Origin of the sequence: Sulfitobacter sp. THAF37 (genome assembly GCF_009363555.1) — a bacterium.
Taxonomy (GTDB): domain Bacteria; phylum Pseudomonadota; class Alphaproteobacteria; order Rhodobacterales; family Rhodobacteraceae; genus Sulfitobacter.
This window is the reverse complement of record NZ_CP045372.1, coordinates 2,209,168-2,222,794: the sequence shown is the minus strand read 5'-3', so window position 1 is coordinate 2,222,794 and position 13,627 is coordinate 2,209,168. Positions and strand designations below refer to the sequence as shown.

Below are 13,627 nucleotides of genomic sequence, written 5' to 3'. Positions count from 1 at the left end.
TGTCATGTTTATAAGATAGTACCGATCCCCTCGCCGTGCAAATGGTGCCTCGCGCGAGGGTTCACTTTCTAATTTCAAACTGACCCACTACCGGGGTCGCCCCGGGGGTGGCCCGTCGGCGCGCCGGGTGATAGCACGGCGGACAACAGCCGTCATGCAGGTCTGGCCATGTCCCGCAAACTGATCTTCCCGCTTTACTACGCCGCGATCCTGTTCCAGGCCGGGGCCTACGGGCTGACCTTCATGCTGCCCCGGCTTTTCGACAGCTTCGGTGCGAACGAGAAAGTCGTGGGCGCCATGCTGCTGATGACGGCCATCGCGACGGTGATCACGGTCTATTTCTCCGGGCACCTCTCGGATTTTCTGGGCCGCCTGCGCACGCTGGGCATGGCCTGTATCGCCATTTCCGCCTCCCTTTTCCTTTATGGCACCGTGCCGGGCGTGGGGCCGGGACTGGCGGCGGCAAGCCTGCTGCTGGGGTTCGGCTGGGGGCTGACCTATTCGCTGGGACCCATCGTCATGTCACGGCTGGTGCGGGCGGACGAACGGGTGCGCTATTTCACCCTGCTGTCGGTGTTTGTCATGGCCGGGTTCGGATCGGCCCCGGTGATCGTCTCGGCGATGGAGGATGCGGGCTTTGCCATCCGCGACGCCTTTGTGCTGAATGGCGCGCTTTGCCTCGTCAGCGCCGCGTTGTTCTTTGCGCTGGACCGTCCGATCAAGGCGCAGGCGGTCAACGCGCGCCCCGAAGCCCCTTCGCGCATCACGCTGGCCGCGGTCGCGGGGGTGGTCAGATCGCCCGCGCGGCTGCCGGTCTTCATGGTTTTTCTGGGCGCCAGCATCTTTGCCGGGCTGAACAACTTCCAGACCGTCTTTGCCGATGCGCGGGGCCTGGATTACGCCTGGTTCTTCATGAGCTACACGCTGACGGCGGTGGTGTTCCGGCTGGTGATGGCGCGGTTCACCGGCGGGTCGAACCCCTATTTGACCATCGCCCTGCTGCAATGCCTGATGTGCGCGGGGCTGGCGCTGTTCGTGGTCAGCGGCGACAGCCTGCCGCTGTATGTGCTTGTCGCGGTGCTGTTCGGACTGGGTTACGGGGTATCCTACCCTGTGCTGGTGGCGATGGCCGCCGACGATGCGGATGACGATCTGGGCGCGCAGACCCTGCAGCTGTTCGCGCTGACCTATTTCATCGGGATCTTCGGTTTTCCGCTTGTCGCGGGCTGGATGATCGTCGAGCTGGGCACGACGCCCCTGCTGATCGGGATCACCCTGCTGGCCATGATCGAGGCGGCGCTTGCCCTGCGCCGGGGTCTGGCGCGGCGCAGCGCGGCCCGCGCCGAGGTCTGACGCCTCAGACCCTGATCACATCCTCGCCCGGATCATCGGCATAGAGACGGTCAATCAGAGCCGCGTTATGCGCCCGCATCGCGCGCTGGTTGAGCGACCCCTTTTCAGTGACCTCACCGCGGTCAAAGCTGGGGGCATCCTGCAGGACGACCGCGCGGCGCACCCGCGCGGCGGACCCCGTCGCGGATCTGGCAACCTGGGTCAGCTTTTCGTCCAAGGCGGCGCGCAGCGCGTCGTTCCCCATCGCCGCCCCCTTGTCCGACAGCAGCAGCAGCGCCCCCAGTTCGCTGCGGTCTTCGCCAACGATCACCGCGTCGCGGACAAGGCCGCCCAGCGCATCGACCAGACCGGCCCGCACCGCGCCGACCGCGACCCAGGTGCCGGTGGTCAGCTTGAAATTCTCGGCGATCCGCCCGTCAAAGAAGAACCCCTTGGCATAATCGTCCGGGTCGGCAGGACGCAGCGCGTCGCCAAGGCAATAGAACCCTTCGTCGTCAAAGGCCTCTGCCGTCTTGGCGGGGTCCCCATAGTATCCGGGCGTGATCGTCGGCCCCTTCAGCCGCGCCTCCAGCTTGCCGCCGTTGGGCACCAGTTTCAGGGTCAGCCCCAGCGCCGGCACGCCGATGTTGCCGGATTTCTCCTGAACATGGGTGCAAGCCAGTGCAAAGGGCGAGGTTTCAGTGGCCCCAAGCCCGGTGGCCAGCAGCACCTCGCGCCCCGTCGCCTTGCGTCCGGCGGCGCGCAGGCGGTCCCAGGTCAGTTGCGCCATCCCGGCACCCGCGTAGAACATCATGCCGAGGTCGCGAAAGAAATTCTCGGCCAGGGCCGGGTCATTCTCAAGCTCTGCCACCAGCATGTCGTAGCCCACGGGGACATTGAAATACCAGCTGCAGCAGACATCGCGCAGATTGCGCAGGGTCTGGTCGAACTTGCCCGGTACGGGGCGGCCATCGTCGATGTAATAGGTGCCGCCATTGGTCGTCACCATGTAGAACACCTTGTTGCCTGCAGCCGTATGGTTCCACGGCGCCCAGTCCAGCACCACCGGCGGCTGGTGCGTCAGGAAACGATAGCAGTCGCGGATCATCGCCTGGCTGGCGCAGATCATGCGGTTGGTGTTGATCACCGCCTTGGGCGCCCCGGTGGAGCCGGAGGTGAACAGGTATTTCACCACCGTCTGATCGGTCAAGGCGGCCCGCGCGCTGCCTGCCCCTGACGGATCACCTGCCAGCAGGTCGTCAAAGCTGATCGCCCCCGCACCGGGATTGCGCAGGGCAATGACCTGCCGCCCCTCTTCGGCGATGGCCGAGAACGCGGGCGCAAAGGCATCGCCGTCATCGGCATAAAGCGCGCCGGGACGCAGCGCGGCGGCGATGTCGCGCAGTTTCCCGTGGTCTTTGGACACCAGCGCATAGGCGGGTGAGACCGGCGCATAGGGGATGCCGACATAGGCGCAGGCCATGCCCAGCAGCGCATGTTCCAGGCTGTTCTCCGACAGGATCAGCAGCGGCCTGTCCGGTCCCAGCCCCATCGCCAGCAGCGACGCCCCGATGGCGCGGATCTGCCTCCGTGCGGTGCCGTAGGAGATGCGCCGCCAGTCGCCGCCTTCGTGGCGGCGGGCAATCCATGTGCTGTCCGGCGTGGCATCCGCCCATGTGTCAAAGTAATCCGCCAGCGTCGCCTCGAAGTCGCCCAGCGCGCCGCGCTGACGCATCAGGATCGTGCCGTCGGGCCGCGTCTCGTACTCGAACTCCGGCTGCCAGAAGTCCGAAGCGTTCAATCCGGTCTGCTTGTTCATGTCCAGATCCAGTCCTTACCGGGGGGCCATGCGGATACCGCCGTCCAGGCGGATCACCTCGCCGTTGAGCATCTTGTTCCCCGTGATGTGATTGACCATCTCGGCGTATTCCTGCGGGTCGCCCAGGCGCGAGGGGAACGGCACCTGCGCCCCCAGCGCGGTCTGCACCTCCTGCGGGAGTTCATCCAGAAGCGGTGTCAGGAACAGGCCCGGTGCCACCGTGCAGACGCGAATGCCCTTGTCGGCCAGATCGCGGGCCATGGGCAGGGTCATGCCCACGATGCCGCCCTTGGACGCGGCATAGGCCACCTGCCCGATCTGCCCGTCGAAGGCCGCGACCGAAGCGGTGTTCACGATCACGCCGCGCGCGCCGTCCTCGTCCACGGGGTCCGCGGCAACCATGCGCGCCGCCACCTGCGAGGCGCAGTTAAAGCTGCCCATCAGGTTCACCATGAGGGTTTTCTGGAACAGCGCCGGATCATGTGCCGCCCCGCGCGACACGGTCTTGGCCGCGCCGCCGATGCCTGCGCAATTCACCAGCACGCGTGGCACGCCAAAGGCCGCCTCTGCCGCCGCGATGCCCGCGGCCACGGAGGCCGGGTCGGACACATCCACCCGGCTGAACGCGCCGCCGATCCGGTCGGCATGGGCTTCGCCCTCTTGCGCGTTCAGATCAAAGAGCGTCACCCGCAGCCCGGCCTGCGCCAGCCGCTGCGCCGTGGCAGCCCCGAGGCCGGACGCCCCGCCCGTGACGATGGTCCCCTGACCGCTCCAGTCCTGCAGGGTCATGATACCTCTCCCTTCACACGGATGCGGCGCAAAAGGCTGATCAATGTGCGCTGTTCTTCCTTTGTCAGGTCCGCCAGCAGCGCCCGTTCATGGGCACGCACTGTCGCGAGCGCATCGGCATAGGCCTCGCGGCCCAGGTCCGTCGGCACCAGCGCCTGCACCCGGCGGTCGCCCGGCACGGTGTCGCGCGACAGGTAGCCAAGCCCCTCAAGCTGATCGACGATTGCGACAAGGCCCGAGCGTTCGATCCCCAGCCTGCGGGCCAGCTTGCTTTGGGTGATATGCGGAAACTGCACCACCAGCGACAGGGCCGAAAAGACACGGGGCGCGAGAGAGTCCTGACCCAGAGCGTTGCGGAAATCGGCCTGCAGGATGACATAGGCCCGCTTGAGGTTGTAGCCGACGAATTGTTCCAGATCGGAAATCGCGTGTGTGTCGTCATCATCGCTGTTGTGATCACTGGCGCTTTGCTGTGGTGTCATCGCGCAATTCCTCCCCTGGCTTCTCTCGCGAGTTTACAGGATATTGTTTACCTGGTAAACAGTTTAGTCAGACAAGGAGTTTGCCCATGATGCTGCCGGAACCCGGACTGGAACATGCCTGCGACCTGACGGTCGAGCTGGACCCGATCCGCGAGATGGGCCCGGGCCGCGCGGGACAGCGGCGCATCATCCCCATCGTGGGCGGCACCGTGGCAGGGCCGCTGTTGCAGGGCAGGTTGCTGAACCTGGGGGCCGACTGGCAGACCATATTCGCCGATGGTCTGGCAGAACTCGATACCCGCTACGCGATGGAAACCCATGACGGCGCCACCATCGAGATCGTCAACTACGGTCTGCGGCACGGCCCGCCGGAAGTGCTTGAGGCGATCATGCGGGGCGAAGAGGTGTCAGCCGACAGCTACTACATGCGCACCCATGCACGGCTGGAGACCGGCGATCCGCGCTATGCCTGGGTGAACCGGACGTTGTTCCTGGGCGTGGGCGCGCGGCACCTGCAACAGGTGCAGGTGCGGCTCTACGCGATCCGTTAGGACAGCCCGGGCGCGGCGGTTTGGTCCAAATCGCGTGCCTGACCGGCAGGAGGTGCTGCCAAAGCAGGGCAAGCCAATTGCCGTGCTGACACCGGAAGGCCACCGCCGCAGCCGAGACGGCCCCGATCCGCGTTTGTGCCCCCCTCAGCCCCGGCCTTTTGCAGCGGCAAGCCCCGCCTCGCGCATCTGCGACAGTGTCATGCGCGGCGTCAGCGCCTCGGCCGATACGTTCAGGTCCAGCACCGCGCCGGTCTTTGATGCCAGCGCCCGGTCGAAGGCGGCGTTGAAGTCCGCGGTGGTTTCCACGCGTTCGGCATAAAAGCCATAAGAGCGGGCCAACGCGGCAAAATCGGGGTTCACCATGGTCGTGCCGGACACCCGTTCGGGATAGTTCCTCTCCTGATGGGCGCGGATCGTCCCGTAGATGCCGTTGTTCACGATCAGCACGATCGGCTGCGCGCCCGCCTGCGCGGCGGTGGCCAGTTCCTGACAGTTCATCTGGAAATCGCCGTCCCCCGCAAAGCAGACCACGGTACGCTCCGGATGCGCCACCTTGGCCGCGACAGCCGCGGGCAGGCCGTAGCCCATCGCGCCGGATTGCGGGGCCAGCAGCCGCGCGTCGGGGCCGTACTTGTAGAACTTGTTCGGCCAGACGGTGAAATTGCCCGCCCCGTTGGTCAGGATCGCGTCCTCGGGCAGCACATCGCGAAGGTAGGCAGTGGCCTGCACCATGTCGACGGGCGATGGCTGCGCCGGCGCGTCGAACCCCGCCTCCCAGGCCGCGCGCCCCTGCGCGCGCCAGTCAGCCCAGCCGCCTTCGACCGGGCGAAGTGCTGCGGCAAAGGCGTTCGGCCCGGCGGTGATGCCCAAAGCCGGAACGTAGATCTTGCCGATCTCATCGTTCGAGGCGTGGACATGGATGATCTTCTGCCTGGGGTGCGGCACGTCCAGCAGCGTATAGGCATCGGTCGTCATCTCGCCGAAGCGGACGTTGACCGCCAGGATCGTGTCTGCCTGCGAGATCAGGGCCTTCACATGGGCGGGCATGCCCACCCCGGCCTCGCCGCAGTAAACCGGCGAGTGATTGTTGAACCGGTCCTGAAAACGGAAGGCCACGATCGCCGGTATGTCGGAGGCTTCCGCAAAACGTTCCAGCGCCGTGCGACCTTCGGCGGTCCAGTTGCAACCGCCGGTCAGGATCAGCGGCCGCTCCGACGCGGCGAGCATCGCCAGCGCGTCCTCCAGTGCCGCGGGGGTGGGGGCGGGTTCCTCGATCCGGGCGGGGGCTGTCAGCGGCGCGGCCTCTGACGCCTGAGTCAACATGTCCTCCGGCAGGGCCACAACCACCGGGCCGGGACGCCCCGTGGTCGCCATGGTCCAGGCCCGTGCAAGGATTTCCGGGATGCGGTCCACATGGTCGATCTCGACCGCCCATTTCGCCAGCGGGCCGAAATAGGCGCGGTAGTCGACCTCCTGAAACGCTTCGCGGCCCCGCATGTCGGTGCCCACCTGCCCCACGAAAAGGATCATCGGGGCGCTGTCCTGAAACGCCGTGTGCACCCCGATGGACGCATTCGTGGCCCCCGGCCCGCGCGTGACCATGCAGATGCCGGGGCTGCCCGTAAGCTTGCCCCAGGCAGCGGCCATGAAGGCCGCGCCGCCCTCGTTCCGGCACAGGACGAAATCGAATTTTCCGTCGGTGTCGTGCATCCCGTCCAACACCGCGAGATAGCTTTCACCCGGCACGCCGAAGCTCTTCGTGGCCCCCAGCCCCACAAGGCTGTCCACCAGTAATTTTCCGCCATGTCGTGCCATGATGCATCTGTCCTTTCTGCGGTGCGCCCGCGATTCCCGGTTTCACCCAAGCTGCCCCCAAAGCGCCGGTAGTGAAACCGCGAAATCGCAGGCAAATGCCCCCCCGATTTCGGCGGCGCAGGAACCTTTGTGCCGCCATGGCGGTTGGGTAAGTTGTTACGTAAAGAGTGCGCCTTGCCCTGCCGCTGCCGGAGACCCACTTGGACAACCTCACTTCGATCCGCCGTTCGCTGCAGTTTCTCGTGCTCGTGGCGCTGTTTGGAACCTGCTATTTTGCCCGCGACCTGATCCTGCCGATCCTTCTGGGTTTCCTGCTGGCGCTGACGCTCAGCCCGCTGGCACGGGGGTTGTTCCGGGCCGGTGTTCCCCATGCCGTTTCCGCAAGCGTGCTGGTGACGCTGACCGCGTTGCTGATCATGACGATCGTCTTCGGCACCGCCGGGACCGTCGCCCTGTGGAGCGACGAGTTGCCCAGGATGGGGGCCGAGATTCAGCAGAAGCTGCGGGTCATGACCGACGCGATGGAAGGGGTGCGCACCGCCACCGAAGAAGTCGAGAAGATCACCGAGGCGAAGGACGGCAGCCAGGAGGTCATCGTGCAACAGCCCGGCCTGCTCGATTCTGCCATGGATACCGTGACGCGGATCGGCGCGTCGCTGATCGTCACGCTGGTCCTGGCCCTGTTCCTGCTGTCTTCGGGCGAGCTGTTCTATCTCAAGATGGTGCAGGCCTTTCCCACCATGGCCGGGAAGAAGCGTATCCTGACGACGGTTTACAATATCGAAAGACGGGTCTCACGCTATCTGCTGACGATCACGCTGATCAACGCGGGGCTGGGCCTGAGTCTGTTCGCCTACCTGACGGCGCTGGGGATGCCGCAGGCCTATGTCTGGGGCATCGCGGCCTTCCTGCTGAATTTCCTGCCCTATCTGGGCGGGATGATCGGCACGGCGCTGGTCGGTGCCTTTGCCATCGTGACCTTCGATACGGTCAGCTACGCGCTTCTTGCACCGCTGGGATACCTGATGCTGACCAGCCTGGAGGGGCAGATCGTGACACCCCTCCTTGTCGGGCGTCGGCTGGCGATGAACACGGTGGCCGTGTTTCTGACGGTCGTGTTCTGGGGCTGGCTGTGGGGCGTGCCCGGCGCGCTGGTGGCGGTGCCGTTCCTGGTGGTGTTCAAGGCCGTCTGCGAGAATTTCGAGCCGCTGCACACGATCGGCCTGTTCCTGTCGTCCGAAGACCGCCACCTGCCGGAGCACGAGGACGAAGCTGAAACCGCCGAGAGCTGAAAGCAGCCGCAGCACGGGCGGCGCTGGCTGCGACGCCGTGTCGCTACATCTGATTCCGGATCGGTCCGGCCCGTCGGATTTACACGTTTGAGCATGTAATCGGTTGAAAAAACTCTGGAAAATCTTGTCCGCTTTACACCGGGGTCAAAAGCGGGGAAATAGTTTTACAACAAAATCAAGCCATTCCATATGGTTATTTCAATCCTTACACAGCGCGCTATGATCCCGCGCAAGAGGAGGCGCGCGTTTGACAGGCCCTGCCCATGTCGCGCGCCGCAGGGAACGATCAAGGAGGAACCGCCCGAATGTCTGACGCCAAAACCTATCCGCCATCCGACGCCATGGTCAAAGGCGCGCATGTGAACGCCGAGCAATACGCGCAGATGTATGAATCGTCGATCAGCGATCCCGAAGCGTTCTGGGCCGAACAGGGCAAGCGGGTCGACTGGATCAAGCCCTTCACACAGGTCAAGGATGTCGACTTTACGCTGGGTCAGGTCAGCATCAACTGGTACGCGGACGGTCAGTTGAACGTCAGTGCAAACTGCGTTGACCGGCATCTGGCCACCCGTGGCGACCAGACCGCAATCATCTGGGAACCGGACAGCCCGGATGATGAGGCGCAGCACATCACCTACAATGAGCTTCACGCCAACACCTGCAAGATGGCCAACATCCTGCGCGATCAGGGCGTGGCAAAGGGCGACCGCGTGATCATCTACTTGCCGATGATCCCGGAAGCCGCCTATGCGATGCTGGCCTGCGCCCGGATCGGCGCCATTCATTCCATTGTCTTTGCCGGTTTTTCACCCGACGCGCTGGCCGCGCGGATCAAGGGATCAGAGGCCAAGGTCGTGATTACCGCCGACGAGGCCCCGCGCGGGGGCCGCAACACGCCGCTCAAGACCAACGCGGACAAGGCGCTGGCGTCCTGCGATGCTTCGGTCAAATGCCTGGTGGTGCGCCGCACCGGGGGAGACGTGCCCTGGGACGACACGCGCGATGTGGATTATACCGCGCTGGCGAAAGACGCCTCCGACAGCTGCGAACCCGAGGTGATGGGCGCCGAGGACCCGCTGTTCATCCTCTATACCTCCGGCTCCACCGGTCAGCCCAAGGGCGTGGTTCATACCACCGGCGGCTATCTGGTCTATGCCGCGATGACCCATGAGATCACCTTCGACTACCACGATGGCGACATCTACTGGTGCACGGCGGACGTGGGCTGGGTCACGGGGCACAGCTATATCGTCTACGGCCCGCTGGCCAACGGCGCGACCACGCTGATGTTCGAAGGCGTGCCGACCTACCCCGACGCCTCGCGCTTCTGGCAGGTCTGCGAGAAGCACAAGGTGAACCAGTTCTACACCGCACCCACAGCGATCCGTGCGCTGATGGGCAAAGGTGACGATTTTGTCACCAAATGCGATCTGTCCAGCCTCAAGCTGCTGGGCACCGTGGGCGAGCCGATCAACCCGGAAGCCTGGAACTGGTACAATGAGGTCGTCGGCGGCGGGCGGTGCCCCATCGTCGATACATGGTGGCAGACCGAAACCGGCGGCCACCTGATGACCCCCCTGCCCGGTGCCCACGCCACGAAGCCGGGGGCGGCGATGAAACCGTTCTTCGGGATCAAGCCGATGGTCCTGGAGCCGACATCGGCAGAGATCATCACCGACAACCCGGCAGAGGGCGTGCTGGTCATCGCCGACAGCTGGCCGGGCCAGATGCGCACCGTCTGGGGCGATCACGAACGCTTCGAGAAGACCTACTTTGCCGATTACCCTGGCTATTACTTCACCGGGGACGGCTGCAAGCGCGACGCGGATGGCGATTACTGGATCACCGGTCGGGTGGACGACGTCATCAACGTCTCGGGCCACCGGATGGGCACGGCAGAGGTGGAAAGCGCGCTGGTCGCTCACAAGAAGGTGGCCGAGGCGGCCGTCGTCGGCTATCCGCATCAGGTCAAGGGCCAGGGCATCTATTGCTATGTGACGCTGATGGGCGGCGAAGAACCGTCCGAGGACCTGCGCAAGGAGCTGGAAGGCTGGGTGCGCAACGAGATCGGCCCGATTGCCAAGCCCGATCTGATCCAGTGGGCGCCGGGCCTGCCCAAAACCCGCTCGGGCAAGATCATGCGCCGCATCCTGCGCAAGATCGCCGAAAACGACTATGGCGCTTTGGGCGACACGTCCACGCTCGCCGATCCATCGGTTGTGGACGATCTGATCGAAAACCGCATGAACCGCTGATTGGACGCGGGCCGCGCACGCCGCGGCCCTCATCACATTTCGCGGGCAGCCATTTCCCCTTTCCGCCGAACGCTCTACCTAGCTTGCAGCACTGCGACTCGGAAAGGTATTGCTATGGCTCGGCACAGCACGCGTACTGTCGGCGTGATCGGATTGGGAAACTTCGGCAGCACTGTCGCGACGGAACTGCAACGGTTCGGCAACCACGTCATCGGCGTGGACATGGATGAAAAGCGCGTGTCGGCCCATGCCGAACAGCTCAGCCAGGCCGTGATCGTCGACGCACGCGACGACATCGCGCTGCGCGAGGCGGGGTTCGCGGAATGCGACATCGGCGTCGTCGCCATGGGCACCGACCTTGAGGCCAGCATCCTGAGCGCGATGAACCTCAAACTGATCGGCGTCTCGCAGATCTGGGCCAAGGCCAAGACCAAGACCCACCACCGCATCCTGTCCAAACTCGGCGTGGACCGCGTGATCCACCCCGAAATCGAAGTGGGCCAGCACATCGCGCAGGTCCTGCACAACCCGCTGGTGCGGGACTACGTCAGCCTTGGCAACGGCTACCATGTGGTGAATTTCCGCATTCCCAAAAGCCTGGAAGGCAAGCGGCTGGAAGACCTGCCGCACACGGAAAAATTCAAGCTGCGCTGCATCGGCGTGATGCGCGGCAGTGAATTCGTTGGGCAGGACGGCAATTCCTGCACCCTGCAAAGCGACGACCTGCTGCTGTTGCTGGGACAGCGCAAGGACCTGCGCAGCTTTGCGGCCAGCCTTTGAAATGATTGGGGGCGCGCAACGGGTCAAGAACCACCGCAGGAACGGCCTTGCCCTGCCGCCGCCGGCGGTGCTTGGGCTGCTGTACCTCGTTTTCATCGTCATCGGCGGCCTGCTTTTGTGGCTGCCTGTGTCTCACAACGGCGGCATCGGCCTGTCGGAGGCGCTGTTCACCTCCACCTCCGCCGTCACGGTGACGGGGCTGGTGCTGGCCGACACCGGCGCGGCTTTTACCGGTTTCGGACAGGCGGTGATCGCGGCTCTGATCCAGCTGGGCGGGCTGGGCCTGATGACCTTTGCCGTGCTGGTGCTCAGCGCACTGGGTATTCCGGTGGGCATGCCGCAGCGCCTGATCCTGCGCGAGGACCTCAACCAGACCTCGATCAGCAATCTCACCGTGCTTGTGCGCGTCATCATCGTGGTCGCGCTGATCTGCGAAGCCGTCGGCGCCCTGCTGCTGGCGTTTGTCTTCGTGCCCGAATACGGGCTGAACGGCATCTGGCAGGCGATCTTCCACTCGGTCTCCGCGTTCAACAACGCGGGCTTTGCCCTGCATCCCGACAGCCTGTCGCAATGGGTCGGCAATCCGCTGATCAACATCGTGATCACGCTGCTGTTCATCATGGGCGGCATCGGCTTTATCGTGGTGGGCGACATCTACCAGGCCCGCCGCTGGCGGCAGCTGACCCTGCATTCCAAATTGATGCTGGTGGGTACCGCCCTTCTCATCGTCTGGGGCTGCGTCTGGTTCGCGGTGCTGGAATGGACCAACCCCGCCACGCTGGGCGGGCTGTCGGCGGGTGACAAGCTTTGGGCAAGCTGGTTCCAGGGTGTCACGCCGCGGACCGCCGGTTTCAACACCATCGACACGGCGGGGATGCACGATTCAACGACCGTCATGACCATGACGCTCATGCTGGTGGGCGGCGGCAGCACATCCACCGCCGGGGGGATCAAGGTGACAACACTCGCCGTGCTGATGCTGGCCACTGTCGCCTTTTTCCGTCGGCAGACCACGCTGCACGCCTTTGGCCGCGCCCTTGGGGTCGAGGAGGTGCTGAAGGTGCTGGCGCTGACCGTGATCTCGATGTTGCTGGTGTTGTCGGGCATCTTCGTTGTGTCGATCAGCCATGACGGTCAATTCCTGGACCTCGCGTTCGAGGTCACGTCCGCCTTTGGAACCGTGGGCCTGTCGCGTGGCGCCACCGGAGAACTGGACGGGATCGGTCGGGCGCTGATCATGATGATCATGTTCATTGGCCGGGTCGGTCCGCTCGCGCTGGGGTTCTTTCTGGCCACCCGCACCGTGCCACGAGTCAAATACCCGCCCGGGCAGGTGTACCTGGGCTGACGATTCACAGGAGTCCGCGATGCCAGCCGCACAAACCACCCGCCATGTGATCCTGTCGGGATGCTCCGGCGGGGGGAAAACGACGCTGATGGCAGAGCTTGCCCGGCGCGGATACCGCACCGTGCCCGAACCGGGTCGCCGGATCGTCGCCGAAGAGATGCGCGGCAGCGGGCGTGCCCTGCCCTGGCGCGATCTGGGCGCATTTGCCCGCCGGGCGCTCGATATGGCGATCGCCGACCGCGCGGCGCTGGAAGGGTCGGAGGAATGGACCTTTTTTGACCGTGGAATGATCGACGCCGCAGCGGCGCTGAGCCATGCCACCGATCAACAGGTGGAGGACCTTCTCATCGGGCAGGCGCGCTTCCATGAGCAGGTTTTCCTGACCCCGCCCTGGCCGGAGATCTTTGCCACCGACGCAGAGCGCCAGCATGATCTGGCCGAAGCCACCCGCGAATATGACCGTCTGCGGGATGCGTTCGGGCGGCTGGGCTATACCCCGATCATCCTGCCCCGGACGACGGTTGCCGCACGGGCCGATCTCGTAGTGTCGCATCTGGACTGACAGGAACCACGGGGCCGATACACGAAAGGCCCCCCTTGCGGAGGGCCTTTCACGGGTCAGGCAGGGGAAATTACCCTTCCACGCGGGTGAGGTTGATCTCACCAACGCCCAGCGCGAAATTCACGCCGGTCTGCGTATTCACGCTGATAGGTTGCAGCGCCAGCGTGTTTTCGGAACCGCCGGTCATCACGTTGGCCCCAAGGCCCACGCCCAGTGTCGCCTCTGCCGATACACCTTTGTAGCTGCCGTTCAGCCCGCCCTCGGCGTATTCGGATTCGGTGGGTGCCAGCACCAGCCACGACATCTGACCGTTCTGTGTCTTGCCGATGTCGACGCCGTAGCGGTTGATCTCGCCCACGTAGGTCTCGTCGGCCAGACCTTCCTCGACCGGGTTGAAGGTGCAGGTCAGTTCGCGGGTGGACCCGAAGACATACCCCGTACCATCGCCCACGTCGCAGGACAGCGACCCGATCTCGGTGTGATCGACGGTTTCCTGGTCATCGGCGTAGGCGCTTGTCCCGAGGGCGATCCCGGCAATCATGGCGGCGGCGGTGAATGTCGTTTTGCGTGTCATCGTCTTCTCCTGTCGGGCGCTGGTTATT

12 protein-coding genes are annotated in these 13,627 nt (G+C 64.7%); 7 read left to right on the top strand and 5 right to left on the bottom strand.

The window, feature by feature from the left end; translation table 11 throughout:
* Positions 1–168: 168 nt before the first annotated feature.
* Complete coding sequence (locus FIU94_RS10875) at positions 169–1,353, top strand: MFS transporter (protein ID WP_152465818.1); 1,185 nt, start codon at positions 169–171, stop codon at positions 1,351–1,353.
* Between the two features lie 4 nt (positions 1,354–1,357).
* Here the strand turns inward: FIU94_RS10875 and FIU94_RS10870 are convergent, their stop codons facing one another.
* Genes FIU94_RS10870 through FIU94_RS10860 form a run of 3 tightly spaced genes read right to left on the bottom strand, consistent with a single transcriptional unit; the run spans position 1,358 to position 4,422 of the window.
* On the bottom strand, positions 1,358–3,151 hold the full coding sequence (locus FIU94_RS10870; protein WP_152465817.1) for a feruloyl-CoA synthase: 1,794 nt from the start codon (positions 3,149–3,151) through the stop codon (positions 1,358–1,360).
* A gap of 15 nt (positions 3,152–3,166) precedes the next feature.
* The gene (locus FIU94_RS10865; RefSeq protein ID WP_152465816.1) at positions 3,167–3,940 is read right to left on the bottom strand and encodes an SDR family NAD(P)-dependent oxidoreductase; all 774 of its coding nucleotides are present in this window, start codon (positions 3,938–3,940) and stop codon (positions 3,167–3,169) included.
* Positions 3,937–4,422, bottom strand: a complete 486-nt coding sequence (locus tag FIU94_RS10860; RefSeq protein WP_152465815.1) for a MarR family winged helix-turn-helix transcriptional regulator — start codon at positions 4,420–4,422, stop codon at positions 3,937–3,939. Before FIU94_RS10860 ends, FIU94_RS10865 begins: the two co-directional genes overlap by 4 nt.
* A gap of 86 nt (positions 4,423–4,508) precedes the next feature.
* Between FIU94_RS10860 and FIU94_RS10855 the strand changes: the two genes are divergently transcribed.
* Positions 4,509–4,973, top strand: coding sequence for a DUF3237 domain-containing protein (locus tag FIU94_RS10855; RefSeq protein WP_152465814.1), 465 nt, complete (start codon positions 4,509–4,511; stop codon positions 4,971–4,973).
* Positions 4,974–5,117: 144 nt separating this feature from the next.
* On the opposite strand, the gene FIU94_RS10850 is transcribed toward FIU94_RS10855, so the two are convergent.
* A complete protein-coding gene (locus FIU94_RS10850) occupies positions 5,118–6,788 on the bottom strand; it encodes a thiamine pyrophosphate-dependent enzyme (RefSeq protein WP_152465813.1) in 1,671 nt (556 codons plus the stop codon).
* 200 nt (positions 6,789–6,988) lie between these two features.
* Between FIU94_RS10850 and FIU94_RS10845 the strand changes: the two genes are divergently transcribed.
* The 5 genes from FIU94_RS10845 to FIU94_RS10825 all read left to right on the top strand — a co-directional run bounded on the left by FIU94_RS10845 (position 6,989) and on the right by FIU94_RS10825 (position 13,025).
* Complete coding sequence (locus tag FIU94_RS10845; RefSeq protein WP_152465812.1) at positions 6,989–8,080, top strand: AI-2E family transporter; 1,092 nt, start codon at positions 6,989–6,991, stop codon at positions 8,078–8,080.
* A gap of 305 nt (positions 8,081–8,385) precedes the next feature.
* Positions 8,386–10,335, top strand: a complete 1,950-nt coding sequence (acs, locus tag FIU94_RS10840; protein WP_152465811.1) for an acetate--CoA ligase — start codon at positions 8,386–8,388, stop codon at positions 10,333–10,335.
* A 114-nt stretch (positions 10,336–10,449) separates the two neighbouring features.
* The gene (locus FIU94_RS10835; RefSeq protein WP_172975891.1) at positions 10,450–11,115 is read left to right on the top strand and encodes a TrkA family potassium uptake protein; all 666 of its coding nucleotides are present in this window, start codon (positions 10,450–10,452) and stop codon (positions 11,113–11,115) included.
* A gap of 1 nt (position 11,116) precedes the next feature.
* Positions 11,117–12,463 carry a TrkH family potassium uptake protein gene (locus FIU94_RS10830; protein ID WP_172975941.1) on the top strand — a complete coding sequence of 449 codons (1,347 nt, stop codon included), beginning with the start codon at positions 11,117–11,119 and terminating at the stop codon, positions 12,461–12,463.
* Between the two features lie 19 nt (positions 12,464–12,482).
* Positions 12,483–13,025, top strand: coding sequence for an AAA family ATPase (locus FIU94_RS10825; protein WP_152465810.1), 543 nt, complete (start codon positions 12,483–12,485; stop codon positions 13,023–13,025).
* A 70-nt stretch (positions 13,026–13,095) separates the two neighbouring features.
* Here FIU94_RS10825 and FIU94_RS10820 read toward each other — a convergent pair whose 3' ends face one another.
* Complete coding sequence (locus tag FIU94_RS10820) at positions 13,096–13,599, bottom strand: DUF992 domain-containing protein (protein ID WP_152465809.1); 504 nt, start codon at positions 13,597–13,599, stop codon at positions 13,096–13,098.
* Positions 13,600–13,627: the final 28 nt, after the last annotated feature.

What these genes read in the sequence shown, in the direction of transcription:
- FIU94_RS10860 (WP_152465815.1), bottom strand. Translation starts at nt 4,422, where the DNA reads ATGACACCACAGCAAAGCGCCAGTGATCACAACAGCGATGATGACGAC.
- FIU94_RS10875 (WP_152465818.1), top strand. Translation starts at nt 169, where the DNA reads ATGTCCCGCAAACTGATCTTCCCGCTTTACTACGCCGCGATCCTGTTC.
- FIU94_RS10850 (WP_152465813.1), bottom strand. Translation starts at nt 6,788, where the DNA reads ATGGCACGACATGGCGGAAAATTACTGGTGGACAGCCTTGTGGGGCTG.
- FIU94_RS10865 (WP_152465816.1), bottom strand. Translation starts at nt 3,940, where the DNA reads ATGACCCTGCAGGACTGGAGCGGTCAGGGGACCATCGTCACGGGCGGG.
- FIU94_RS10835 (WP_172975891.1), top strand. Translation starts at nt 10,450, where the DNA reads ATGGCTCGGCACAGCACGCGTACTGTCGGCGTGATCGGATTGGGAAAC.
- acs (WP_152465811.1), top strand. Translation starts at nt 8,386, where the DNA reads ATGTCTGACGCCAAAACCTATCCGCCATCCGACGCCATGGTCAAAGGC.
- FIU94_RS10825 (WP_152465810.1), top strand. Translation starts at nt 12,483, where the DNA reads ATGCCAGCCGCACAAACCACCCGCCATGTGATCCTGTCGGGATGCTCC.
- FIU94_RS10870 (WP_152465817.1), bottom strand. Translation starts at nt 3,151, where the DNA reads ATGAACAAGCAGACCGGATTGAACGCTTCGGACTTCTGGCAGCCGGAG.
- FIU94_RS10855 (WP_152465814.1), top strand. Translation starts at nt 4,509, where the DNA reads ATGATGCTGCCGGAACCCGGACTGGAACATGCCTGCGACCTGACGGTC.
- FIU94_RS10830 (WP_172975941.1), top strand. Translation starts at nt 11,117, where the DNA reads ATGATTGGGGGCGCGCAACGGGTCAAGAACCACCGCAGGAACGGCCTT.
- FIU94_RS10820 (WP_152465809.1), bottom strand. Translation starts at nt 13,599, where the DNA reads ATGACACGCAAAACGACATTCACCGCCGCCGCCATGATTGCCGGGATC.